This is a genomic window from Shewanella denitrificans OS217, from assembly GCF_000013765.1.
GTDB lineage: Bacteria > Pseudomonadota > Gammaproteobacteria > Enterobacterales > Shewanellaceae > Shewanella > Shewanella denitrificans.
Window position 1 is genome coordinate 1,254,497 of sequence record NC_007954.1, and the last position, 23,180, is coordinate 1,277,676.

20 protein-coding genes are annotated in these 23,180 nt (G+C 44.9%); 12 read left to right on the top strand and 8 right to left on the bottom strand.

The annotated features are described in order from the left end of the window. Positions 1-2: 2 nt before the first annotated feature. On the bottom strand, positions 3-1,190 hold the full coding sequence (locus SDEN_RS05700; RefSeq protein ID WP_011495544.1) for an ATP-binding protein: 1,188 nt from the start codon (positions 1,188-1,190) through the stop codon (positions 3-5). A 287-nt stretch (positions 1,191-1,477) separates the two neighbouring features. Between SDEN_RS05700 and pbpG the strand changes: the two genes are divergently transcribed. Next, positions 1,478-2,374: a D-alanyl-D-alanine endopeptidase gene (pbpG, locus tag SDEN_RS05705; protein ID WP_011495545.1), complete on the top strand. Its 897-nt coding sequence runs from the start codon at positions 1,478-1,480 to the stop codon at positions 2,372-2,374. An 81-nt stretch (positions 2,375-2,455) separates the two neighbouring features. Here the strand turns inward: pbpG and SDEN_RS05710 are convergent, their stop codons facing one another. The 3 genes from SDEN_RS05710 to SDEN_RS05720 form a co-directional block, all read right to left on the bottom strand. Beyond that, positions 2,456-3,712 (bottom strand): SGNH/GDSL hydrolase family protein, encoded by a 1,257-nt coding sequence (locus SDEN_RS05710; RefSeq protein ID WP_011495546.1) that lies wholly within the window; start codon positions 3,710-3,712, stop codon positions 2,456-2,458. Between the two features lie 95 nt (positions 3,713-3,807). Further along, on the bottom strand, positions 3,808-4,839 hold the full coding sequence (locus SDEN_RS05715; RefSeq protein ID WP_011495547.1) for a lipase chaperone family protein: 1,032 nt from the start codon (positions 4,837-4,839) through the stop codon (positions 3,808-3,810). 3 nt (positions 4,840-4,842) lie between these two features. Beyond that, positions 4,843-5,760 carry an esterase/lipase family protein gene (locus SDEN_RS05720; RefSeq protein ID WP_011495548.1) on the bottom strand — a complete coding sequence of 306 codons (918 nt, stop codon included), beginning with the start codon at positions 5,758-5,760 and terminating at the stop codon, positions 4,843-4,845. A gap of 514 nt (positions 5,761-6,274) precedes the next feature. Here SDEN_RS05720 and SDEN_RS05725 point away from each other — a divergent pair. Then, positions 6,275-7,714, top strand: coding sequence for a hypothetical protein (locus SDEN_RS05725; protein WP_011495549.1), 1,440 nt, complete (start codon positions 6,275-6,277; stop codon positions 7,712-7,714). 77 nt (positions 7,715-7,791) lie between these two features. Here the strand turns inward: SDEN_RS05725 and SDEN_RS05730 are convergent, their stop codons facing one another. Beyond that, the gene (locus SDEN_RS05730; RefSeq protein ID WP_011495550.1) at positions 7,792-8,715 is read right to left on the bottom strand and encodes a LysR family transcriptional regulator; all 924 of its coding nucleotides are present in this window, start codon (positions 8,713-8,715) and stop codon (positions 7,792-7,794) included. Positions 8,716-9,172: 457 nt separating this feature from the next. Here SDEN_RS05730 and SDEN_RS05735 point away from each other — a divergent pair, with 457 nt between their 5' ends. The 3 genes from SDEN_RS05735 to SDEN_RS05745 all read left to right on the top strand — a co-directional run bounded on the left by SDEN_RS05735 (position 9,173) and on the right by SDEN_RS05745 (position 10,820). Continuing rightward, positions 9,173-9,568 (top strand): DUF2391 family protein, encoded by a 396-nt coding sequence (locus tag SDEN_RS05735; protein ID WP_041405694.1) that lies wholly within the window; start codon positions 9,173-9,175, stop codon positions 9,566-9,568. A 107-nt stretch (positions 9,569-9,675) separates the two neighbouring features. Continuing rightward, positions 9,676-10,467, top strand: a complete 792-nt coding sequence (locus SDEN_RS05740) for a PhzF family phenazine biosynthesis protein (RefSeq protein ID WP_011495552.1) — start codon at positions 9,676-9,678, stop codon at positions 10,465-10,467. A 26-nt stretch (positions 10,468-10,493) separates the two neighbouring features. Continuing rightward, positions 10,494-10,820 (top strand): hypothetical protein, encoded by a 327-nt coding sequence (locus tag SDEN_RS05745; RefSeq protein WP_157599836.1) that lies wholly within the window; start codon positions 10,494-10,496, stop codon positions 10,818-10,820. 83 nt (positions 10,821-10,903) lie between these two features. On the opposite strand, the gene SDEN_RS05750 is transcribed toward SDEN_RS05745, so the two are convergent. From SDEN_RS05750 to SDEN_RS05760, 3 genes are read right to left on the bottom strand one after another with little or no spacing between them, the layout of a single operon-like run. After that, positions 10,904-12,154, bottom strand: a complete 1,251-nt coding sequence (locus SDEN_RS05750) for a cytochrome c (RefSeq protein ID WP_011495554.1) — start codon at positions 12,152-12,154, stop codon at positions 10,904-10,906. After that, on the bottom strand, positions 12,151-12,687 hold the full coding sequence (locus SDEN_RS05755; RefSeq protein ID WP_011495555.1) for a (2Fe-2S)-binding protein: 537 nt from the start codon (positions 12,685-12,687) through the stop codon (positions 12,151-12,153). Before SDEN_RS05755 ends, SDEN_RS05750 begins: the two co-directional genes overlap by 4 nt. After that, positions 12,684-15,557 carry a xanthine dehydrogenase family protein molybdopterin-binding subunit gene (locus tag SDEN_RS05760; RefSeq protein ID WP_011495556.1) on the bottom strand — a complete coding sequence of 958 codons (2,874 nt, stop codon included), beginning with the start codon at positions 15,555-15,557 and terminating at the stop codon, positions 12,684-12,686. The genes SDEN_RS05755 and SDEN_RS05760 overlap by 4 nt, the downstream gene beginning before the upstream one ends. Positions 15,558-16,008: 451 nt before the next feature. Between SDEN_RS05760 and SDEN_RS05765 the strand changes: the two genes are divergently transcribed. The 7 genes from SDEN_RS05765 (at position 16,009) to SDEN_RS05795 (ending at position 23,129) form a co-directional block, all read left to right on the top strand. Beyond that, positions 16,009-16,497 carry a GNAT family N-acetyltransferase gene (locus tag SDEN_RS05765; protein WP_011495557.1) on the top strand — a complete coding sequence of 163 codons (489 nt, stop codon included), beginning with the start codon at positions 16,009-16,011 and terminating at the stop codon, positions 16,495-16,497. A 118-nt stretch (positions 16,498-16,615) separates the two neighbouring features. Then, on the top strand, positions 16,616-17,314 hold the full coding sequence (locus tag SDEN_RS05770; protein WP_011495558.1) for an alpha/beta fold hydrolase: 699 nt from the start codon (positions 16,616-16,618) through the stop codon (positions 17,312-17,314). A 297-nt stretch (positions 17,315-17,611) separates the two neighbouring features. Next, positions 17,612-18,820 (top strand): potassium/proton antiporter, encoded by a 1,209-nt coding sequence (locus tag SDEN_RS05775; protein WP_011495559.1) that lies wholly within the window; start codon positions 17,612-17,614, stop codon positions 18,818-18,820. A 214-nt stretch (positions 18,821-19,034) separates the two neighbouring features. Continuing rightward, positions 19,035-19,520 carry a cupin domain-containing protein gene (locus SDEN_RS05780; protein ID WP_041405695.1) on the top strand — a complete coding sequence of 162 codons (486 nt, stop codon included), beginning with the start codon at positions 19,035-19,037 and terminating at the stop codon, positions 19,518-19,520. A 374-nt stretch (positions 19,521-19,894) separates the two neighbouring features. Further along, complete coding sequence (locus tag SDEN_RS05785) at positions 19,895-20,968, top strand: type I restriction endonuclease (protein WP_011495561.1); 1,074 nt, start codon at positions 19,895-19,897, stop codon at positions 20,966-20,968. Positions 20,969-21,309: 341 nt separating this feature from the next. After that, positions 21,310-22,212, top strand: a complete 903-nt coding sequence (locus SDEN_RS05790; protein WP_011495562.1) for a hypothetical protein — start codon at positions 21,310-21,312, stop codon at positions 22,210-22,212. A gap of 164 nt (positions 22,213-22,376) precedes the next feature. Further along, positions 22,377-23,129: a hypothetical protein gene (locus SDEN_RS05795; RefSeq protein ID WP_011495563.1), complete on the top strand. Its 753-nt coding sequence runs from the start codon at positions 22,377-22,379 to the stop codon at positions 23,127-23,129. Positions 23,130-23,180: the final 51 nt, after the last annotated feature.

Below are 23,180 nucleotides of genomic sequence, written 5' to 3' on the forward strand. Positions count from 1 at the left end.
CCTTATTTAAACAGTTTATTGTTATTGACTAAATGACTGGCCACTATCTTGGTCAAGCAAGGGGGGACCCCATACTTGTGGGCCGCAAAATCATAATGTGAATACTGCGCAAATAACATGCCTTGGCGACTTAAGTATTCAAGCTTTAGGCTGCTTTGCTCTATGCTAGCGGTGAAAATGTCACTATGTTGTCTGACACTTAAGCCGCCGTGGACATAGACTTCCGCCAAGGAAAATAAATCTTCATCTTTACATTGCTTAAGACTGCCAGTATCTAGCTCGCTTATTTCAGAAAAATACATGTTCTGACTGTCATCCAATTTAATGGCATCGAACAATAATAGCTTAGCTAATTTGGGCTGACCTGAGCTTGTCATATAAATCTGTTTGCAGGCCTGCTCACGCAATTCTGCCTCTTCTTCTGTGGTCAGCAGCTCAAGCTCATTCAAATATTGATGGATAAGCTCTGTGGTTTCATCCAAGGTAAAATAATCGATTTTGATCACAAATTTTATGTAATTGTTAATTTGGTATTGTGAGGTGAGTCGCTGCCAGGCGAAGGATTCACAGCCAAAGATCCAGCAATGCTGGGTCCGAGTCTCCATTAATATGGTGGCCAAGGTGACAAGGGCCTGGTAATTACCCATTAGGCGTATCATCAGCTTGTGTAGATTATCTAAGATCATCACTTGGGCTGGCTGCTGCTTGATAAGCTTAATCGCTTGGGTAATGCTGTCGGGGGCTTGGTTAATGTTAAAGCAAGCATAGAGCTGAGCTATGGCTTCCTTAGGCGTTAGCGGGGCTTGATAAAAACTCATAAACCCTATGCTTACCCCAGGCTTTTGGCTTGCCACAAAGACACTCAGTAACGTGCTAAGGCCAGAGCCAAAAGGCGCCACGATACAAGTTAGCTCGCCTTGGCCGTCTTGCCAGTTATCTAGGCTCTGTTGTAACTGCTCTAATTGCTCTTCACGGCCGATAAAAGATTTTTCAAATTCAGCCAAAGGAAAGCCTAGGGTTAAGCCGCATTGCATTAGTGAATAGGGAGGGCAGGTGAGTTTGGCTATGTCTTTAATTGAAAGCTTAGGCTTTTTCTTAGGATCATCGTCTTTGGCGGGGGAAAACCAAAGGTGCCAACGACACAAAATAGCCTGGTAAATTTTACTGACTAGGGTAAAGGGGTTGTCCATTGCACTTCTCTATATGATCAAGACAGTGTTTGCGTTGACTACAATATAGCATATTGAATTTAAAAGAATTGAAAACCAATGTCGTCTTAAGGCTGAAAAGTGTTTGTTGCAATTACCCCCTTGTAAGATGAGTATTAGGTTTTGCTAAGACGCTCTGAAGTAATCAAAGTCATAATAATTCACTCGGGCTGCATTCAGCTTATTCCCTGCGTTTCAACAATATACTATACTCGAAATTGCCGGATGTCGGCGTGCATGATTATTCAATCAATTCAGTGAAGTCTTCAATGAAAAATCGTCTTTTATCAAGTTCATTACGCCGTGTATTAGTTAAGCCACTGGTACTCGGGGCAATATTATTTTGCCTATCCCCCCATATTTATGCAGCTCAACAAGAATTAGCCTCAACCAGTGGCATGCTGGTGGACTTAAATACCGATGAAGTCCTGTATGCCAGCAATCCAGACAGGGTAATGCCGATTGCGTCAGTCACTAAGTTGATGACCGCCATGGTCACCTTAGATGCCAAACTGCCTTTAGAACAAAAAATAAGCATAAAAATAAATGAAACCAAAGAGATGCGCAATGTCTATTCAAGGGTGCGTATAGGCAGTGAACTGTCTCGTAAGGACATGTTATTACTGGCATTGATGTCCTCTGAAAACCGCGCCGCCGCAAGTCTTGCGCATCATTATCCAGGGGGCTACGCCGCCTTCATTCGTGCCATGAATGACAAAGCCAAAGCCTTAGGGATGACGAAATCAAGTTTCGTTGAACCGACTGGATTGTCTCGTAAAAACGTCTCTAGCGCTAGAGACCTAGTTATGTTGCTCAAAGCCAGCGAAGGCTACCCTTTGTTGGGTGAGTTAAGCTCGACGGATAAGAAAACGGTGACCTTTAGCAATCCTTGGTACAAGTTAGATTTTCGAAATTCCAATCGTTTAGTGTTTAAAAATGATTGGAACATACAATTAACCAAAACTGGTTTTACCAATGATGCTGGCCGCTGTCTTGTGATGCGCACCGAGATGAATAAGCGCCAGGTGGCCTTCGTGGTGCTGGATGCTTTCGGTAAGCTTACCCATCTGGCCGATGCCAATCGTTTACGTAATTGGCTTGAAACTGGCAAGGTAACGCAAATACCCACAGCGGCTAAACAATATAAGCAGCAGCGTCTTCGTTAAATAATGAGTGATTAATCATTATCGATTAAAGAAAAGGCCCAAGTTTATTAATAGAAACTTGGGCCTTTTTTTTAGCTTTAGTTACTTAAAATGTTGCATCAGGCTGGCGTTCACCGCATCGGCAATTACCTTATGGGTTTTTGTCGTCGGGTGGGTGACGTCCCAAAACACATAAGTGTCAGAGCCATAGGTTGCACAGTCGTTTCGCAGTGAATGGCTGTGCAGATAGTCAGAGGATGAGCTGCGATTGATGTCTAAGCAAGAGTCTGTGGTATTGCGTAATCCAAAACTTGCAGGATTAGAGACCATATCGGCCAGCAAAGTCTCGGTATCGAATAACTGGATATTGATCCCGCGGTTCTGCATGGTCGCCACTTGTTGGCTGGCGAAGGCGTTAAAGGTGTCTATCTTGGCTTTCACTATCGCCGCTTCGCCTGGCGCACTGTACTTAAACTGCGGCGCTATGGTGGCGTCCGGTAAATTTAACACCAAAATGTTTTGTGCCCCATTGGCTTCCAGGGTTTCCAGCGCTTGTTTAAAATCTGCCGTAACGGCACTGGCTGAGCGGCCATAGTTAAGGAAATCATTCAAGCCAAACTCCAAGGTAAACAAGGTCTTGGCTGGATCATAATTGTTCGCGTAATTCATGTATTGGATATAGGACTTAACCTGATCTAACACCCCTGAGAGCAGCACATATTGAGTCGAGCCAGCAGCGCCGCCTATGGCCCAGTTATAGAGAGGCAGCTGTTGCTGTTTGGCTAAATACTCAGTCCATACTAGGCCGTTGCTGAAATGACCTAAGAACCAGGCATTATCATTGGGGAACAGCCACTGGCTGGCATTATAGATATTACCTGTGTCTGAGATACTGTCACCAAAGCTGACCATCTTATCCACAGTTGGAGTCACGCTGCTGGTGTTGCTCCAAATACTGTGGTTATAGGACCAGCGATTATCGGCAGCAAAATAGGTGATATCGGCCTGTGGGTGGTTTGCGCCTAAGGTCTGCTGACAGCGCTGTGCGATAGTGTTTTGAGATTCATTGGTGTAGAACATATTTTTAAATGACACAGCGCTATACCAATAGCCAGTTAACTTAAAATAACTGCCATTGCTATTGCGGGCCCATTCCCAATCGGTGGACGGGTCGTCATGACTCGATTGTGGCCTGAACCAACACCTGACATAGGTATAGGTTTGCTGGGCTTGCACACTGGAAACGGATAGTTGCGCAGTGTCGGCAGCCGATTTGGTGGCCGCCATGGCAGAGGCTGGTAGAAGCGAGCACATGAGTGCGGGCAAGAGGTATTGAGTTAATATGAGTCGTTTTTTCATGAGTGACCTTTAGGTTAGTTTGAGTCATGTTGGACTTTGCTGTGAACAATGAGCGAGTGCTTCGCTTCTTATTGTGTATTTCGGTATTTAGTCGCTTAATGAGTTAACAATTCTGGATGGGCGATAAACACCCTCAGTCGTTTGATTTCATTGGCACTAAAGTGTTGTGCTAAGTAATTTTCAGTGAGTTGCTGCAATTCCTTTTGCTGATATTTTTCTGCGGATAATTGACGGCTAAAGGCGGAGTAAGCTTCCACTTTTGTGCGCCATGCTTGATTTTGCTCGCGACTCGATGCCACCCTTTGCTGAACCTCAGGACTCCAGAGCGCCATCTGAGCCGAGTGCTCCGCGTTTATTTGAGGGGCCGACTCTGGATCTTTATCTAGCACGGATGCTATCACTGCCGCATCTAAACTTGGGGCAATGGCATCGAAGGCTTGGGGGGGAAGCTGACTGATATGGTGAGCCAAAAGCTGCTGCTTTTGGATATCACTCAGACTCGAGTCTTGACGAATTTCGACCCGCGCTAGGGCTTGGCGATCATAATTGTTATCTTGTTCAAAAAATGCTGCGATCTCAGCCTCATTGAAGTATTGCAACTGCAATTCATGGGCTTGGCTTAATAGCGCAGTTGCGGCATTGATGTCGACATAATCCATGCTTAAATTGCTGGGTTTAATCCTTGCCAGTGCCATGGCATAAGCGCGATAGCGGTCAAACAGCGTCATAAGTTGAGCTCGTCCCTGTGGCGACAGGGACAGATTATCGGCTAACTGTTGCAGTAATGCTTGGGCACTGTTCTTATCCGAAGCTTGGCTTTGTAAGGTCAAAATAATATCGTCAAAGTGCCAGCGAAGGCTGAGATTAAGGTTTAGATCCTTATTATTTTTGGCTTCATGTTCCAAAGCCTTAGCCGCTAATTCAATGGCGTTAGCCTTCAAGTGCCCTTGCCCTTGCACTTGTAGGCGTTGACTCATCTGTGCATTTTCCCCCTGAAGTGACACTTGCCCTTGGGAGCGGGGCTCAGGGCTTGATGGCGCCTTGGAGGAGATCAATGTTAGCCAAAGCAGGCCCAGTAACAGGCTCGCTATGATAAACAAAGGTAAGCGGTAGCGGCTAAGTCTCATGTGTTACAGCCCCAGTTGGCGCAAGCGCGTCATGTGCTGGCGATACAAGGTCACGGGATTGGTTTCAAACCAGCTGGTGATCCCAAAAGTATGATTAACTTCATCTAAGTGATTCATAGTGTAATTGTCTTTGATCACTTGTCCCAAATGTGAACTACAGCTAGACACTAATCCGTCATTGGGTTCATTAAACACTAGGCTGGTGAGTTCCAGGCCGTAATCGATAGGATCTAAGGCGTTGGTGAACGCCGAGGCGCCAGACCAAGAGAAGTAACGCACCCCGTTGCTGGCAAGCGCTTGGCCTTGACCACAATATCGGCTCGGCATGCCTTCAGGGTAGCGACTATTAAATAGCACTGAACCTTGAGTCGTCAGCGACTGTGTCATGGCAAGGCTGTCTTGAGGGCGTTGTGGCGAGCCAGAAACCCCAGAAATAACCCGACCTAAGGTATCTAATCCTTGTTTTACTAACCATTCAGTGGCGGAGTCCATTGGCACTAAGCCGCGCATCACATCGGCAAAACGGCTGCCCCAATTCACGCCACCGATAGAGGTCACAGAAGCCACCATTTCAGGGCTGACACTGGCAACATATCTCACCGTCGGTCCGCCGTGGCTATGGCCAATTAAGTTCACTTTAGTCGCGCCTGTCTGGGCCAGCACGGCTTGGATGTACGTTCTAAGTTGTTCGCCGCGTACTTCGGTGGAATTCGCCGGTGATACTGAGGCAACAAACACCTTGGCACCTTCATCTTTCAAGGCTTGTGGTATGCGGTAGAAGTAATCGATACCCCATACATCATCGAAACCAAAGATGCCGTGAACCATAACGACAGGGTATTTCAGGGGGGCTTGGGCGGCATGAACAAAACTTGTCGCACTCATGAGCAGTATGGCGCAGGCATAAATCCATTTTTTCATTGTGTTCTCCTCGAACTGAGTTATCTCAATAGGCATTTTTATGAGTCGTGTTATGGAGCTGTGTTGCTCTGTTCGCTGGCTTGGGTGGGCAAGTCGGAGTGGCAACAAAACAACCTTTGTTACAAATAGGTTGAATATTTGTTAATTGCAATCTTTGTTTGAATCTAAATTCACGTCGATAAATCAGCGAGATTTTGTTTTAAACAACCGCTTGTTTTAAAGTGTAATGTTTCACTGATTGTTGGCGTTGCAGTTAAACATAAGGGGTGTTTTTTGATAGGAGAATATTTTTACAATTAATTTTAGAATAAACGCTCTATTTTCAGTGATTTATTTGAGTTTTAACTCTATTTTTTGATTTGCTTTTTGGGGCGGTAAATGGACTCTGTATTCCGTTTTCTTTGTTTGAAAGTTGTGCCGTTTACCTGAGTATAAGGAGCGGAAACCCTGCTGTGGTCTATAATGATATTCATGTATTTTAGCGTGATGCAGCGTTAGGACGTGAGGTCAGGACATGGATATCCAACAGATTGCACAAATGTTACTTCAGTGGGGCCCAGCTGGTGCCGTTGCTGTGTTGATTGTGATAGTGGAGAGAAAACTCAGGACAAGATGGGACAGCGTAAAAGGTAAAGAGCGGCGTATGTGCGCTTGGCTTTATTTAAGCAACTGGGTGTTTATCGCGTCTTTGCTGTTAATGGTGTCTTACCATTGGACGATTGAGCAGAATAAAACCAATATACTGATGTCAGGTATAGTTTTAGATTTAAATACAAACCTTAAAGTGAACAACACCATAAGAACCCTGTATACCAGAAACGAGCTTAGCCAATGGCTTAAAAATGTCCATTGGCACTATGCTGGGGATAAGTTGCCGAATCATTTTTCCATTCGCATCGAGGATGACGCCACCCGTAACTTTCATGATTATCAATTACCCTTGGATAAAGTCATTGATTTACTGGATGTGCAGCTGTTATATCAGCGCAAGCAACTCTGGTTAAAAACACCCACAGGTAATATAGAGTTGATTGTGAGTAATTCAGCTTCCAGGGAGTTAAATATCGGTAACTTATTACCTGTAACATCCAGGCTTCCTTGGTCAAATAACCCCTCCTTTGGTTTGATAAGCCAGGCTCACGCTGGCGATAAAGTGGACACAGCTTTGGTGATGCAGGCATTGGAGGCCGATGACTCTTATATTCGTCAATTTGCCAGCCAATATTTGGTAGACAATATCGTCAGTTTAACCCCGCTTATCGAAAAAACCTTGCTGGATGAAGACACGAGCCTTGGCAGTCAGCTCGGACTGGTGACGGCCCTAGCTAAGGCATCATCGGCAGATTTAGCCTTAAAGGATAAGTGGCATTTAACGGGGGCGGCGCAACTTAAGATTGCCGAGCTAGCCTTTAGTGACAATACGGCGTTGGCGGCACAGGCGAAGCGTTTTCTTATTCGTAATGTCTCGCCGAACACATTTTCCGAGTTGCAATCCCATTGTGATATCGCTGACGTTGCCGGTACAGAAAAGGCTGTTCGCTGTGCTTATTTGTTATTTGACAGTGCCTATAATCTGGCCATAGCTCAGTGGGTAAGTTCTCAATACTTGTCAGAGGATAATGAATTAGAGCAAGTGCAAAATGCCATCGATTTACTCACTAGCCACAGTGATTTGTGGCGCTTTGGCGCGGTTGATCAACAAGTGCAATTCGCCAAAATTGATTATGGCATTGCCTTACTCAGCCATGAAAAGGCTAAGTTGTATCATTTGAGGCAGGATTTGCAAAGTCAAGCTCAATATCAGCAACAAGCTCAGGCGAGCTTTCAGCAGCTTATTGATTTTATTGGCCAATATGAAAGAAAAGACTATGAATACCCGCACCATATTAAGCAAGCAGCATGCTACATAAAAAACCCAGTTCAGGCCTGTTTCGATAAGTACACAGCGTTATAAATAGCCAGTCTTTTAAATAAACTTAGGGTCATTTATCTGCAGATGCTAGATGAACTTCGTGATACATAGGCTAAAGGTTAACCGAGCATTTGCTTAAATTTATCCCTTAGCATGTCTCTTAATAGCAAAACAGTAGGGGTAACTTGGCTGCGGGAGGGGCACAAGAGGTTAAGTTCTTTCTGAGGGGAATGGTAATCAGGCAATAATTTAACCAAGCGCCCCGCAGCTAAATCATGGTTCACATCCAAACGTGACTTATTGGCAATCCCTTTGCCTGCCAAGGCCCAGCGGTGCACCAAATCGCCATCATTACAGCAACGATTACTTTTTACACGAATTTTAAACTGTTCTGGCTCCCGCTCCCCAGTGGTCCCAGTTGGCGATTTAGTTTCAAACTCCCAGAGATCAAATGGCCTATCATTGAGGTGATACAAGAGGCAATTGTGATCGGCAAGATCGGCAGGCGTTAACGGCATGCCAAAGCGGCTTAAGTAACTGGGGGAGGCGCAGATGATCCGCTCCACGTTGGCGATGTTAAAAGCCACCATGGAAGAGTCATTAGGCCGACCATAGCGCAGGGCGAGATCGATTCTGTCATGATAAAAGTCGGCGAGTGAGTCACCAATAATCAAGTGCAATCTTAGATCTGGGTGTTCATCCATGATGTCATCTATCCAAGGCAGTAACAGATTACGGCCAAGATCTGAAGGCGCCGAAATACGCACCTCACCAGCAATACGTCCCTGCAAGGCCTCCATGGAAGCTTGCCCAGCGGCCAAGGTGTCCAGTGCTTTGCGGCAGTGAAGCAGAAAGTGCTCTCCTTCTGTGGTTAATCGTAATTGCCGAGTGGAGCGAATAAACAAGGTACTGTTGAGCTGCTTCTCTAAACGTTTTACTGCCGCACTGGCAGCGGCGGTGCTCATATCAAGGGCCTGGGCCGCCGCGGTAATGCTGCCGCAATCGGCGGTGCGCACAAAAAGTGCTAAGTCTTGGGTGTTCATTATTCGCTTATCCTAAGGTGAGTCTCGATAGTCATTGTTTCATTAGTAATATCCAATACCCAATAACTAATAACTAATAACTAATAACTGATAACTGATGAATGCGCACATTCTGCGCGCGTGTGGCCTTCATGGGTTAATTCATCATTAATTGCTGACAAAAGAGGGCAATACAAAAACCTAGTACAGCACCAAGGGGGGGAGCCCAGTGTTTTTTTAATTTAGCACCTTAGCAAAAACGCTAGGGCTTGACTGACACATTGTTATATTGTTAATGCACTAGAGTGTTAACAGCAATCAGATTACTTATTGAGAAATTATCAATAAAATCTAAGCTGTTATCACTCAATTTATTCTAGCTTAATGAACCCGCAAGACGATCAATAGTTAACTAGGGCTGTTAATTCTTGCCAGTATTAGAGCCTTGTATCGAGCGCTAAACAGAAAGAGAAACATGATGAAATTTAGTTTTAATGTAGAGGACGCGAGTCAAATATTTGTGGGAGCATTTGCCTTGGCTGTGCCTATTTCTTTTTCGGAAGAAGCCTGGCGCTTAGGTGAAACCTTACCGACTCAAAATCTACTCATGCTGTTTAGTCTGTCAGTGCTATTTTTGGGCTTATTTACCTATCAAAGCGTGTTCCAGCACAATATTAAATCGAGGAAATTCGTATTTGTATCACGGATTGTCATCGCCTATGTCATGACTGCCTTAGTGGTCGCCCTAGTGCTGTTCTGTTTAGATAAGCTGCCTTTGTTAGAAGATCCTTGGATCTCTTTTAAGCGCATCATAGTGATTTCAATGCCAGCCTCCATGGGGGCCATAGTGGTGGATAGCTTCGATAAAGAATAAGTGTTGAAGAGTCCATTGAAAATAATCGTTTATCAATAATCAGTTAGAAAGTAATCTACTGGAAACGCTAACATTATAACGCGCTATAAAGTCATGGGAGTATAGTCATGGAACTGGATATTTTTATTGTCGATGCGTTTAGCAAGCAGCAATTTAACGGCAATTCTGCGGCGGTTATCCCGCTAACTGAGTGGCTAGAACCAGCACTGATGCAAAATATTGCCGCTGAAAATAACCTCTCAGAAACGGCCTTTATTAGGGCGATTTCCCCCCATCAATATCAAATTCGTTGGTTTTCACCCTTAAGCGAAATTGATTTTTGTGGTCATGCGACCTTGGCAGCCTCTTTCGTGATTTTCAATCAGTTGGCTTTTCGAGGGGAAATTGAGTTTACCACCAGTAAGGTGGGCAGTTTGTTTGTCACTCGAATGGAAGATGGCAGAATTGAGATGAGTTTCCCCAATCAAGCACCAGCCCAAGTGATTGATATTCCCCAAGCGCTAATTAACGGGCTTTCTATTAAACCCATTGGCGTGCTAAAAAACAGGCAGGCGTATTTTGCCATTATGGCCTCAGAGGAGGCGGTGAGGGCGGTGGAGTACGACTCCTCACAGCTTAAATTATTGGCCCCTTTCGATCTTGTTGTCACAGCCAAAGCCTGTGAGTACGATTTTATCTCCCGTTACTTTTGGCCCGCTAACGGTGGTGATGAAGATCCTGTCACAGGTTCAATCCACGCAGGGCTCGCGCCTTACTGGGGTGAGCAATTGTCCAAAACGACTTTGGTTGCTTATCAGGCCTCAAAACGAGGTGGCGTGCTATTTTGCCAACTGCTGGATGACAGGGTATTGGTGTCTGGCTTTGCAAGCTTGTATTTGCAGGGCAAGGTGTTCGTTTAATTGACGGCTTGGTAGATAAATTTAACATGCAAGCATATAGCAAACTCAAATGGTGTTACTGGCTATTTTATGTCGTCGCCTTTAGCTGCGCCGCCTTGTATTTATCGGGTTATGGCGCTAAATCCTGGCTTCTTGGCTATTGGTTTGTAATATTTGATGTGGTGTTACTAGTGTTGTGGCTCAATATAAGGTTACATCGCTCAGCTAAAGCTGCGGGGATAGAGGCGAACACTCTGGGGCTGAAGGCTACGCTATTATCTTGTCTTTTTTTTACGCCCATTGAAGCCGTGCTCGTGCTCCCGGCGCTAAACCTCTATCGTTTAAGGCGTTACAGAACCTCTGAACTCCGCTAAATCCCAATTCAGAACAACAAGGTTCGAGCGCTGATAAATACTCCCTAGAGGGAGTATTTTCATTTATCAAAGATTTTTTGGTATTAGTTGTGGCTGAACACTGTTTCTTTCACGTTTCTTATCGTCTTGATATCAAGGTTTGCTGGCTGATTGCTCCAAGTGAGTCGCAGATAGTTGGCCAAATCTTTAATCTGTTCCTCATCTAACTCTTTTGCGTAACCTGGCATGGCATAGAAGCTGGTGGTGCTGTTGTAATGCTGGCTGTCAATCCCTTTAAGGATAACCGCGACAACATTGTGGGGGCTGGCCTTATCTAAGGTGGCGTTACCTGCCATGGCTGGGGCGACATTGGGCCTGCCTTCACCATTTTGACCATGACAACCGGCGCAGTACCCCTTGTAGAGGGGATACCCAGGGAGCTTGGGGTTGTGGCCATTAAAGGTGAGTTTTTGCGGCTCAATATTGTCATCAGTATCCAGCAGGTAACGACTCACGGCGAGCATGTCGGTGTCGGTTAAGTGACTAAAGCTGTGGTACACCACAGGGTACATGCCGCCAAAGACGGTGCCTTTACGTGAATAGCCCTCAGTAAAAAGATTGTTAAGGTCCTCATGGGTCCAATTTTGGCGATTAAGCTCCGAAGGGGTGATGTCCGATGCCTCAAGCCCTTCTATGATGGCGCCTTGAAAGTGCTTATCTGGCTCCATGGCATAGAGGGTGTCTCTGGGGGTGTGGCACTCGCCGCAATGCCCTAGGGCGTTGACTAAGTAATTGCCACGATTCCACGACTCACTCTTGGCGTTATTGGGCTTAAACACCTTGGCATCGTGAGCGATTAAATTCCATCCCTTAAGGCCAAAGCGCAAGTTAAACGGAAAGGACACATCATTATCAAGATTGGCTTGCTTAATGGGTTTAGTGCTCATCAAATAAGCATAAATGGCCCTAGTGTCTTCATCGGTTAGTAGGCTGTAAGAGGTATAAGGCATGGCGGGGTACAGGTTACCGTTAATCCCGACCCCATGGTGCATGGCATCATAAAAATCATCATAACTGTAGTTGCCTATGCCAGTGTCTTTATCTGAGGTGATATTGGTGGAATACACAGGGCCAAAGGGGGTTTCAAATGGCAAACCACCGGTTAATTCACGGCCGCCTACCGCGGTATGGCAGGCCACACAATCGCCTATCTTCATTAGGTAAGCGCCGCGTTCGATGGCGCTAGTTTCCTCATCTTTATCGGCGGCCATGCTGGGCAATGCCACTAGGCATAAACATAGTGCTAGGACTAGGCTGTAAAGCGGTGATAAATGGCTTGAGTATGCAGGTTTCATGAGAGGGTTAGCCCCTTTGTCCTGAGGATCACGTCTTTGACTGCGGCGTAATATTTGACATAGCCAGTGCAGCGGCAAACATGTTCGCCTAAGGCTTCTTCTATGGCGTCTTCAACTTGAGCGCTGGGGATAGGTTTTCGCTCCAGCCGTTCAATTAGCGCCGTGGCTTCATTGACAAAACCTGAGGTGCACCAACCACATTGAAACGAGAAATGCTCCAAAAATGCTTGCTGCACTGGGCTCAGGGCGGTGATCTCTCCTTGTTCATTGAGCTTGGCATGACCTTCAATGGTGCGAATGCGCTTGCCATTGAAACGCTCGACGCCATTAATGCAAGTGCGCACGACTTCGCTCATGCCTTGTTCATCATCGACAATCACAGTGCAGGCATGACATACCCCAGCGCCGCAGCCAAACTTGGTCCCGGTAAGGTTTAAGTACTCGTGCAAGAACTCTATCATCATCACGCCATCAGTCACTTCAATGGGGCCCACAGCTTGGTTATTTATGGTCAGTTTAATGGACTGGTTCATACCATGGCCTCCTTGATTTTTTTCGCTGTCATGGGTAGATCGTAAAAACGCACTTGGGTGGCTTGATATACGGCTTCAACCAAGGCTGACACCACAGGTACCATCACCACTTCGGCGATGCCGCGACTGGGATCAGTATCCGACAGTGGCGCCAAGATAGTATGCTTTTGCTTCCAAACGCCCACATGGCGCGCAAGTGGCACCTGATAGCGGTTCAGATTCCAAGTGCCATTGCCGGCGCCCGCTTCAAAGGGGGGGACTTCTTCATACAAGGCGTGACCAACGCCCATCACTAGCCCCCCTTGAATTTGCCCTTCTACTAATTCTTTGACGATAACCTTACCGGCCTCTAACCAGGTATGAGTGCTGAGCAAGCTGACCTCGCCATTGCCTTCGTTGACGGCGACTTCCACTAAAGTGGCGCAGGGGGCGTAGTAAGTCACCATGGCATTATTGAGCTCGGCCTTAGGGTAGCTCATGGCTTTGCGGTCAATAAGGTGATAGCCCATGGAGCTCATCTTGGCATGGCGAGCGGCATTGCCGTGATAATGATTGCCTTCACCGTATTGCAGCGCTAAGGCATCGATGGCGATGCGCTCTGTGGTGCCAAAAATCTCAAAGTCGGCTTGCGCCCAGGCCCAGCGATTAAAGCCGTGGCACATAACGCCAACGACTAGACCGAGATCGTGAGCTCGTTTGGCGAGAATATCCATGGCAAGTGGCGGGAAACCCATGGCGGTGAGCTTGCCATCGACCCAGCGACCTTGATGAGGGTCGTTAAGGTTAGTGGCGCCCATGGGAGAGTTAAAATACAACTCATTCCAAATAGACACGGCCGCAGGCCAGAGCCCGTGGCGATAGATGAGATCCGCGGCAATACGGGTCACATGGCTCTGATAATAAGCCGACATGGAGGCTGAGGATGCCATGGCTTTGACTGGGGTCCAGCGGGGGTTAGCCGCCATTTCATCTTGGCGCTGCTGCGAGATAATATAAGGGTTATCGGTTTGCTCTAATTGCATTGCCTCCCAGATATCCATGGTGGCAAGCTTCACTTCATGGGCAAAGTGGCCTAAGGATTCGCTGACCACCACAGCTTGGGCCGTTTGGGTGCCCGTGCCCATTTCGATAAAGCCAATATCTAGGGATATTTTACCGTCTTTAGCAAGCTTAAGGGCCGCACTTGGGGCCGCAGCGCCTGTGCCATAATCTTTGGTGGCTATGCCAAAACCGACCCCATAACGCATGCCAGGGTGCTCGGCCTCATAGCGGGTTTTAGTGGCGGCTCGCTGCTGCCACACGGGATCTTTTTCTGCCATGTTGAGCATCTCGCGATATCTTAAGGTGCCATTAGGAATTGCCCCTTGAGTATTGCGCTGACCCGACTCCATCACATTGGCCGCCCGCAGCTTAAAAGGGTCAACCTTTAGCTCGGCCGCCATCTCGTGGATCATGCCCTCCATGGCTGCCATGGATTGCAAGGTGCCATAGCCGCGCATCGAGCCCGCATCTGGGTTACGTGAGGCATAAGAGGTGGCGATAATGTCATTGCGCGGCACGTAATAAATGCTCTGCATTGCCGTGGCGCCAACTGAGGTTACCGAGGGACTAAAATTCACCCGCCCGCCGCCATCTATGGTCATCTCTGAGGTCAGGGCTTGGATTTTTAGGCTGGCCTTATCTACCGCTAAGCGACTCTTCATGGTGAAGGGGTGGCGCTTAAGGCCGGACTGGAACTGCTCAAACCTGTCATTGGCAAGGCGCACTGGGCCCTTGGCATAAAGGGCGGCGAGCACGCCATAATAGGGAAATATCGAATGATCTTTGGCGCCAAAACCGCCGCCAATATAAGGCGAGTGCACCACTAAGTGCTTCACTTTTCCCGCCAATGGCCCCTGCGCCAGCATGTGCACTGCCATTTCCTGAAAATCATGGGGAGATTGGGAGGTGATTACCGTATGGAAGGTTTGGCTGTCGGCATCATACCAGCCATTAAAGGCTTCGGGCTCCATCATCATGGGATCTATGATTTGGGTGCGGTATTCCCGCTCTAACACTTGCCATTCTTGATTGGTTTTACCCTTGGCAATCTGTTTGTCTATTTCGCCGGCATAAAAAAGCCCACGCTCTGAAATTGAGCCCTGGGCATTGGCGTCTCCTAACCATTGGGGCTGATGGCTTTTGAAATTAGGGAAGAAGAGTCCATCATGGAGTGGGCTGTAACGATCTTCCCTTGCGCCATTTTCGCCTTCGACCCGAATAATACGCCAACTGGCGTAGGGGTCTTTCGAATCAGACACAAAAGGCGTTTTCTCACCGTAACGCAATAAATCGGCATCAAACTGCAGCAAAGACTTAGCCTGTTTAAAGGCGGGAAAATTATCAAATAACAACAAGGCTACCGCATGGCCGAGATAATCCGCGGTTTGGCCTGGTGGCAGTAACATATTGTCGCCGTAAAAGTCTGGCAGCTTGACCTTGTCACGGGCAAGCTCGGCGGCGGTGATGACTTTATAGGGCTTAGCAGGATCAGGGAGGTGGTCAAGGGAGAAGCCTTGATACACACGGGAGGCGTCAGTGGCCCGCAGGATAAAGGCATAGCCTTGCTGTGCTGGCCAGCCCGCCATGTCCATGGCACGGTAATCACGGCCATAGACTTTCTGACCTGTCACTTTGGCTATGCCGTCGTTGCGAAACTTAAGTCTAGATTGGCCATTAACCTGAGTTTGCCATTGGGCTGCCAGTTCTGCTGACACCATGGACGCATTGGCTCGGCTCATTTCCCACAGCAAAGGGGCGGAATAAACGGCAACGCCGCCAATTACACATTGCTTGATGAAGCTGCGCCGCGACGCATTAGATGGACTCATAGCTCACCTCAATTATTCTTACGGGTAATATTAGCGGCGCGTAAGCTTGCCGTCGATATTGGCTCTGTCCTTGATTGTAATGACATAATTTCGATTAGCTTAAATCCAAATTAGCACCATCTCACGTTAGCAGTTGATGATGAAAATGCAAATTTAGCCAGCATAGAGTAGAAGAATTATTTGATTAGCCCTGATTGTTTAAATGACGACATTTTTATGATGCTCAAGCGGCTCATGTAGCAATTAAAATAAGGCTGCACAGGGCTGCTGAATAGGGCTTAAATGTACTAATAACGTACCTACAAGGCCCTAGTCTGTTATCGCCAATTCCGATGCTCATTATGTGCCACATTACTCTTGAAAGTTAACTTGGCATAAGCTGATAAGCTAGCTAACATACTGTCATCACTCATCAAATTAGTTGCCGATTGCAGGCTTATTAGGATATGTAATGCTCGTAGTTCGAACATTTAACCAACAAGACTATCCTGACGTTAAACGCATCTACCAGCAGGGGATAGATACTGGCAATGCAACCTTTCAGACAGTGGCCAAAGATTGGCTCGAGTGGGATAGTTCAATGCTCAAGTGCTGTCGACTGGTTGCTGTTCAAGATAAACTCATTCTTGGCTGGGCCGCATTATCCCCCATTTCAAGCCGGCAAGTGTATTCTGGCGTGGCTGAAGTGAGCGTCTACCTTGCGAAGTCCGCCCAAGGCAAAGGCATAGGGCATTTACTCTTGTCTAAGCTAATTACAGATTCAGAATCCAATCATATTTGGACCTTGCAAGCGGGCATATTCCCTGAAAATGAAGCTAGCATTGAGCTACACAAGAAAAACGGCTTTCGAATTATCGGTGTTCGAGAAAAATTTGGCCAAATGGGCCCCCTTTGGCGCGATGTCGTCTTGATGGAAAGACGCAGCAAACTGATTGGGTGATAAAGTCCAAGACATTGCTGAAATTAGGTTTTTTGTTCTTTTGTTTTTGTGTGTTTGGGATGTTGGATCTTAGGTGTTGTGGCGTTAATTGATTAGGGCGTTCAGTTTCGGAGCGGTTATGAAGCAAAAGTTGTATTTATTGCCAGGCACCATGTGCAACCACAGATTATGGACAAGGCTTCAGCCTCATTTGGACAGTGCGTTTGAGTTAATATACTTAGCGATTCCTCGAGACATGGATCTTGAGCAACTCGCCGCGCACTTCCATGACATCATTGGCGAGGATAAAATATGCCTCATCGGCTTTTCATTGGGCGGGTATATCGCCAGCTTGTTTGCCACCCGCTACCCAGAGCGTATTGCCAAGTTGTTTGTGATAGCCAATAGCCCGACAGCTTTAGCGGTTGCCGAGCTTGAACAGCGCAGTGCAATATTGAAGTTTGTGCAATCTCATGGTTATAAAGGCGCTAGCCGAAAAAAGATAGCAAACTTGTTCGATGACTCAATTCAGCAAGGGGAACTTATCGATTTGGTGCAGCAGATGGATGCTGAGTTAGGTGAAGCCGAGTTTATCAGTCAGTATCAACACACTTCCCACAGGGTCGATGTTATTCAAGCCTTGAGTGGGCTTAACTTTCCCATTCATTTTTATTGCAGTGACCAAGACCCCTTGGTCGATGTCGCGTGTTTGGATGAGTTAACGGCGCAAAGCCCACAGTTTTTAATGCACAAAACATTGGGCACAGGTCATATGTTGCCACTAGAAAAACCACAGCAGTTGGCCAAACACATACATGCCTGGGCAGCACTTGATTAGTACTGTAATTAGTACTGTAATTAGTACTGTAATTAGTACTGTAATTAGTACTGTAATTAGTACTGTAATTAGTATTGTGATTAGTATTGTGATTAGCACTGTGGGGTAGAATGGTAATTAGAGGTCTAAATGAAAAGATTCAACATTTAGTCGCCAAGAGCACTTCAGCAAAATCAGATGGCTAATAGGATTGGTATTATTAATAAATGTCCATAAAACAAGCTTAGGCTAATTAAATGCTAAAATAGCCATTTACGTTAATTTCAATTACTGCCTTTTAAGCTAAAGAGTGCCCATATGCCGTCGGAGATTATTATTTTAGGGATTTCCATCCTTATTGCTATTGGGATTTTACTTCATCACCCCTCTAAAACCTTAGGTTTACCCTCGTTACTTATTTTCATGGGGGTAGGTTTGGTTTTTGGCAATGGTGAGTTTGGTTTTGTGTATGACGACCTAAACGTCACCTCAATTATCGGGACTCTAGCGTTAAATACCATAGTGTTCGTGGGCGGGCTGAACACCCCAATGAAGCATATTCAATTTGCTTGGAAAGAAGGCGGCATGTTATCTACCGCAGGAGTGATTCTGACCACGGTGATTTTTGGCTTTATTTTGAATGCGTTACTCGATTTTAACTTGGTAACTTGCATGTTATTTGCAGCGGTAGTGTCATCCACAGATGCGGCGGCAGTATTTTCAATTTTAGAATCAAAAAAATTGAAATTAAAACATGGCACCAGCACTATTTTAGAATTTGAATCCGCCACAAACGATCCCATCGCCTTGCTGATGGTGGTCATGCTCACTGACTATATTATCAATAGCGCCAACGGTGCCCCCACGGCCTTATCTGTCATTTTTAGCCTTGGGCAGCAAATCGGCGTTGGTGTCATTATTGGTCTATTAATAGGTAAATTAGCCGTTTGGGCACTAAATCACATCAAACTGCCTGAATTTGGCCTTATTCCTGTGTTTATTTTGGCAAGCTTTGCCATCACAGTCTCCAGTACTGGGCTGTTAGGGGGCAATGAGCTTATCGCGGTTTATATTGCAGGGGTCATCATAGGCAATGATTTAAAGAAAGGCGCTGAAGTCAGTAAGCATTTCTTCAATGGCATATCTTGGTTAGCCCAATCGTTGATGTTTATTATTCTTGGTTTGCAAATGTTCCCGCAGCAATTATTGCCTGTATTTGCAGTCTCATTATTACCTGCCATCTTACTGATATTAGTGGCACGTCCGTTAGCGGTACAATTGTGCTATCTGCCGTTTAGGCAGGCCAATTGGCGCAAGCGGTTATTCGTATCTATGATAGGCCTTAAGGGCGCTACGCCAATTGTATTTGCACTAATTCCCGCCGCCGCAGGCGTTGAAGGCTCACGAGAAATGATCCACATGGTATTTTTCATCGTCCTTATCTCGGTCATTATCCAAGGCGCCGCTTTAGAGCCACTCGCCAATAAACTCAAGCTCAACATAATACCCAAGCTGCCAGAAGATTAAGCACCACGACTTAGGCTTACAGCCATGCTATTTACTCAAAAGGGGTATTTGGGGTTTAAAGCTGAGGTGTCCATGTTGCTCGCTTCGATGTCCTACCTTTAAACAATAAGTAGACAGTCACTTAGCGAAGCACGCTGGCTCACCTTATCAGCGTTTATGTTTCTGTTAGCAATAAGATTTGTTATGGATGTCACAGTTAATCATGGAGAGAACAATGGATAAATACCTAGTCACCAAAGAAGAAATTGAGCAATTTGAAGGGATATCAAAAACACATTTTTTGAATGAAAACGCAAAACGGACTAATAAATCTCTTGGTGATCTCACTGGTTTATCTGGATTTGGATTTCATATCATCGAAATTCAACCTAGCCATGAATCTACAGAATTTCATCGGCACTACCATGAAGACGAGTGCGTTTACATTCTTGAAGGTGTGGCTGAAGCTCAGATAGGAGAGGCAATATACTCAGTGAAAGCGGGTGATTTTATAGGGTATCGAGCAGGCGGAAAGGCTCATTCGCTTAAAAATACTGGCAATTCAATATTGAAATGTATAGTGGTGGGTCAGCGTCTTGATCATGATGTTGGTGATTATCCAAAGTTAAACAAACGCCTTTATCGTCAAAAAAACATGCCGTGGAATCTCGTCGACATTGACAATATTGAGGAGCCAAATGCCGGTAAAAAAACATGTTGATGATGGAGATACAAGAGGAAAAACTTAGTATTTAATGGTGTTAGCCATGTTTATGCTCTTTTCGCCAATAAACTCAACATAAAACCCAAGCAGTCAGAGGATTAAGCACTTTGTGTGGGCTTATACCATGGCATGTAGGCTTGCCACGGTTCACTTTATTAGTTTCCGTGTACCTTTTGCCACAATAGGTTGCTATTAACCAAGCTGATTGGGATGTTTGGAGTTTAATGCGATAGGTGTTAGTCATTGTAATTTGGTGATTAATGCAGTTTTGATGTGGATAATTCTAATAATCAGGCGTATGTTATTTGAACAGCAATGTGAGCAGTATGGCTCACTCATTAAATGACACAGCTAAATGGATGAGGTGCAAAATGGATTTTATTGAACGATTATTACAGCTTCAGAAAAAAATTACCCAAGTATCAAATAGTTTGTTAACAGAAGAAGCCACTAAGAATGCGCTTGTTATGCCATTTTTACACTCTGTTTTGGGCTATGACGTTTTTGACCCCAGTGAGGTTATTCCTGAATTTACTGCTGATACAGGCATAAAAAAGGGTGAGAAAGTTGATTATGCTCTAATGAAAGAAGGTGAGGTTCAAATTCTTATAGAGTGTAAAAAGTACGGTGAAAAACTCAGTAGTAAGCATGCTAGTCAGCTGTTCAGGTATTTTTCTGTTACTAACGCTAGGCTCGCAATATTAACGAATGGCTCGCTGTATCAATTTTTTACAGACTTAGATACACCAAATAAAATGGATGAGAAGCCATTTCTTACCTTGGACATTGAGGATATTGATGAGCATATCGTTAATGAAGTTAAAAAATTAACAAAGAGTTCATTTGATGTCGATTCTATCGTGGATGCGGCAGGTGAGCTTAAATATCTCAGCCAGATAAAAAAAGAACTTACGGCGCAATTTTCCCAACCAGAAGAAGAGTTCGTTAAATTTTTTGCTTCAAGGGTTTACGAAGGTGTACTTACTGCGAAGGTGAAAGCGCAGTTTCTTGAGATCACGACCAAAGCACTTAAACAGTTTTTAAACGATAGCATTAATGCCAGATTAAAATCAGCGATAGGGGATGATGCTAAAGCAGTAGAATCTCAACTAGTGCATGCTGAAACGGATGACAACTCAGATAAAGATAACAAGTCGAAAGTCATCACTACAGATGAAGAAACCGAAGGCTATAACATAATTAAAGCCATACTCCGCCAAAAAATTGCTGCACACAGAATCGTTGCTCGTGATACTCAGAGTTATTTTGGCGTATTGTTAGATGATAATAATCGCAAACCACTAACCCGTTTACATTTCAATGCTAAGCAGAAATATATTGGTATCTTTGACAACGATAAAAATGAAACTCGCCACCCAATAGAATCAATTGATGACATTTTCAATTTCAGTGAAAGCTTGTTAACGACAGCGTCATATTATTAGATTTATATTTCCTCAGGAAATAAGATGTTGGCTCCGCGATGAACAGTAATGACTAACACTGAATCGTACATTAGTTGGCAGTGTTAGTTACTGTAAAAAAATGGTGGCTGAAGGTATGGCATATAGGCTTGCCATGACACTTAGCTCATCGACACGCGGGCAGTTGATTTAAATCAGAGGCGTCCATGTAGCTCGCTTCGACGTCCATCTTTAAACAAGAATAATAACTATTAAAGTGCATATATTTCTTAAAATCAGTAACATACAGTGTAATTTGTAAAGCTTCGATCAAGCTGTTTAATCGTCGTAGGCCACTACAAAATAAACGGATAAGGAATTCAATGGAAACTGTTATTTTTTCTAAACATGGCACTCCACTGACTGAAGCAGAGGAAAACCATTACAGTGCTTTAAGACTAGAAAAGTTGGAACCAACTGAACTGGCTAGAGTAAGAACCAGGCTTTACTGCTCGGGTTGCTTCGAAAAAGCGGCTTATGTTGCACGATCATCTAACGGACGTGCACCTCATTGCAGAAGTGTCCACCAATTAATTGATGGGACTATTTGCCCAGAAAGAAGCCCTGAAAGTGTAAAGGTCAGCAGCGAAGGTTATGAATCTGTTCAAGAGCTAAAAAATGAAAATGATGTCTATGTAGTGGACTTTAACTTTGGGCAAGATGAAACGCAGGTAAACCCTATTAAGCCAAAGGGTGATGAAAATACCACAAAGAAGAAACGTGGTTCGTATCGTAAATTCGGTGAAGCTTCAGGTGAAGGTAAGAGCGAGTGGTCCAGACGTTTAAGTACACTTCTTAAAACATTAAAGGAAGATCCGAAATTTGCGCAAAGTAGTGCGCACATAAAAGTTTTAGGGGTACAAAAACCAATTCGAAATGTGTTTTACAATACAGATAAATTTAGCAGCTATATGGATAAGCTAATTCCAGGTAAGTTTCCAACTTTTTTTTGGGGTTCTATTTGGAATGCTCATGAAGGAGTCGATGGCACTGTTTGGTTGAACACTGGTGAAGATTGCTTAGACCTATCCATCAAGATCCCGAAAGATGTTTTTAGGGTTTTTAAAGCTAAATGTAAGCTTTCAAATGATGAACCATGCAAAGAGTTAAATGGTAGCTGGTTCTTGTTGTATGGCTGGTACAACAAAAGCTTAAAAACAGGTAAACCATATCTATCGCTTTTAGAGCCTCATCCAGAACTAATTACTATGCGATTTAGCTCTTAGGGATACTGAATGGACTCCCCTCTTTTTTCGGCATCAATGTGCCGTGAATAACCTATTCGAAAGACCTGAGTACACAATGGGATTATGTATATAGGTTGGATGACCTGAGTCTGTACTTTTGGACATATCATTAAGCTGTCCCCGGAACGGAGCAAACACCATTCATGATTGATTTCTACACTAGTTTAGAATCGAAGCTAATAGGCTTTGATGGGGGGAACATTCGCTCTCCGCTTTGGTTTTCCGGTTTGGAATGGGGATCATCTGATGAAAAGATCACGGCTAATATAACCAGACCTACGTATTCCATTGCGAACTTTGACGTTCCTTATTTATCAAAGGAATGGAAAGACGAGACCCCTCAATTTTTTAAATGGCAGTTTGATCAAAAAATTGCGAAGTTATTATGCCGGGTATTCGACTTTGAAGGTGGTTATAAGGAGTACATGCGCGAAAAATATTGTGAAGCAGATTCAAACGAGTTTAAAGTTAATTTATTCCCCCTTCCAGCACCGCAAATCGATAAATGGTCAGCTGAGCATATTGAGCTGACTAAAACACGGATTAAGTATCACTACCAAACATATTGCGCTCAATACAGGTTCAAGCTATTACATGCCTTAGTCAATGAGTTCAAACCAAAGGTTATCGTTTGTTTTGGCCGTGGTTATATGGAAGAGTTCAAACTCGCTTTTTGGGGGGAGGGCTCACCAGCATCTCTCACAGAAACAGAATTCAAGATTGGCGAGCGAAACATCATATCAGTGCTTAGTTCAAATCATGCTACGAAGTTAATTGTAGCGCCATTTTTAGGACGAAACTTGACGGCGAATAGTGATTTGGACGAGATTGCAGACATTGTTAAAAATATCATTCTATCTGATTCGATGGGGTTTCAATTCTCAACATGTCTGTAGTGTAATAGTGCGTTTGGTGTAAGACGACAACTAGAAAGGCAACTTAGCTTC

Excerpts from the sequence above, each read along its gene's own strand:
- SDEN_RS05700 (WP_011495544.1), bottom strand. The coding sequence starts at position 1,190 with ATGGACAACCCCTTTACCCTAGTCAGTAAAATTTACCAGGCTATTTTG.
- pbpG (WP_011495545.1), top strand. The coding sequence starts at position 1,478 with ATGAAAAATCGTCTTTTATCAAGTTCATTACGCCGTGTATTAGTTAAG.
- SDEN_RS05710 (WP_011495546.1), bottom strand. The coding sequence starts at position 3,712 with ATGAAAAAACGACTCATATTAACTCAATACCTCTTGCCCGCACTCATG.
- SDEN_RS05715 (WP_011495547.1), bottom strand. The coding sequence starts at position 4,839 with ATGAGACTTAGCCGCTACCGCTTACCTTTGTTTATCATAGCGAGCCTG.
- SDEN_RS05720 (WP_011495548.1), bottom strand. The coding sequence starts at position 5,760 with ATGAAAAAATGGATTTATGCCTGCGCCATACTGCTCATGAGTGCGACA.
- SDEN_RS05725 (WP_011495549.1), top strand. The coding sequence starts at position 6,275 with ATGGATATCCAACAGATTGCACAAATGTTACTTCAGTGGGGCCCAGCT.
- SDEN_RS05730 (WP_011495550.1), bottom strand. The coding sequence starts at position 8,715 with ATGAACACCCAAGACTTAGCACTTTTTGTGCGCACCGCCGATTGCGGC.
- SDEN_RS05735 (WP_041405694.1), top strand. The coding sequence starts at position 9,173 with ATGAAATTTAGTTTTAATGTAGAGGACGCGAGTCAAATATTTGTGGGA.
- SDEN_RS05740 (WP_011495552.1), top strand. The coding sequence starts at position 9,676 with ATGGAACTGGATATTTTTATTGTCGATGCGTTTAGCAAGCAGCAATTT.
- SDEN_RS05745 (WP_157599836.1), top strand. The coding sequence starts at position 10,494 with ATGCAAGCATATAGCAAACTCAAATGGTGTTACTGGCTATTTTATGTC.
- SDEN_RS05750 (WP_011495554.1), bottom strand. The coding sequence starts at position 12,154 with ATGAAACCTGCATACTCAAGCCATTTATCACCGCTTTACAGCCTAGTC.
- SDEN_RS05755 (WP_011495555.1), bottom strand. The coding sequence starts at position 12,687 with ATGAACCAGTCCATTAAACTGACCATAAATAACCAAGCTGTGGGCCCC.
- SDEN_RS05760 (WP_011495556.1), bottom strand. The coding sequence starts at position 15,557 with ATGAGTCCATCTAATGCGTCGCGGCGCAGCTTCATCAAGCAATGTGTA.
- SDEN_RS05765 (WP_011495557.1), top strand. The coding sequence starts at position 16,009 with ATGCTCGTAGTTCGAACATTTAACCAACAAGACTATCCTGACGTTAAA.
- SDEN_RS05770 (WP_011495558.1), top strand. The coding sequence starts at position 16,616 with ATGAAGCAAAAGTTGTATTTATTGCCAGGCACCATGTGCAACCACAGA.
- SDEN_RS05775 (WP_011495559.1), top strand. The coding sequence starts at position 17,612 with ATGCCGTCGGAGATTATTATTTTAGGGATTTCCATCCTTATTGCTATT.
- SDEN_RS05780 (WP_041405695.1), top strand. The coding sequence starts at position 19,035 with ATGGATAAATACCTAGTCACCAAAGAAGAAATTGAGCAATTTGAAGGG.
- SDEN_RS05785 (WP_011495561.1), top strand. The coding sequence starts at position 19,895 with ATGGATTTTATTGAACGATTATTACAGCTTCAGAAAAAAATTACCCAA.
- SDEN_RS05790 (WP_011495562.1), top strand. The coding sequence starts at position 21,310 with ATGGAAACTGTTATTTTTTCTAAACATGGCACTCCACTGACTGAAGCA.
- SDEN_RS05795 (WP_011495563.1), top strand. The coding sequence starts at position 22,377 with ATGATTGATTTCTACACTAGTTTAGAATCGAAGCTAATAGGCTTTGAT.